We start from the raw sequence: 296 nt of genomic DNA on the forward strand, positions 1-296 counted from the left end.
CCCGCAACGTGGACGACACCATGTCCACCATGGTGGCCGAGCCTTACGTCAACCACATTCCCACCATGACCGGCGGCGTGGGCTACCAGGCGCTGCACAGCTTCTACAGCAACCACTTCGTCAACAGTAATCCGCCCGACACCACGCTCGTGTCGATCTCGCGCACGGTGGGCGCCACGCAGGTGGTGGACGAGCTGCTCTTCAGCTTCACGCACACCACCGAGATTCCGTGGATGCTGCCGGGCGTGGCGCCGACCGGCCGGCGCGTGGACATTCCGCTGCTGGCGGTGGTCAAG

At 65.5% G+C, this 296-nt stretch carries 1 pseudogene; it reads left to right on the forward strand.

Annotation, left to right across the window (positions count from 1 at the left end):
• A pseudogene (locus IB278_RS33680) lies at positions 1 to 296 on the forward strand (dienelactone hydrolase family protein); the annotation flags it as partial.

The sequence above is a fragment of the Variovorax sp. VRV01 genome, from assembly GCF_014852545.1.
GTDB lineage: Bacteria > Pseudomonadota > Gammaproteobacteria > Burkholderiales > Burkholderiaceae_C > Variovorax > Variovorax beijingensis_A.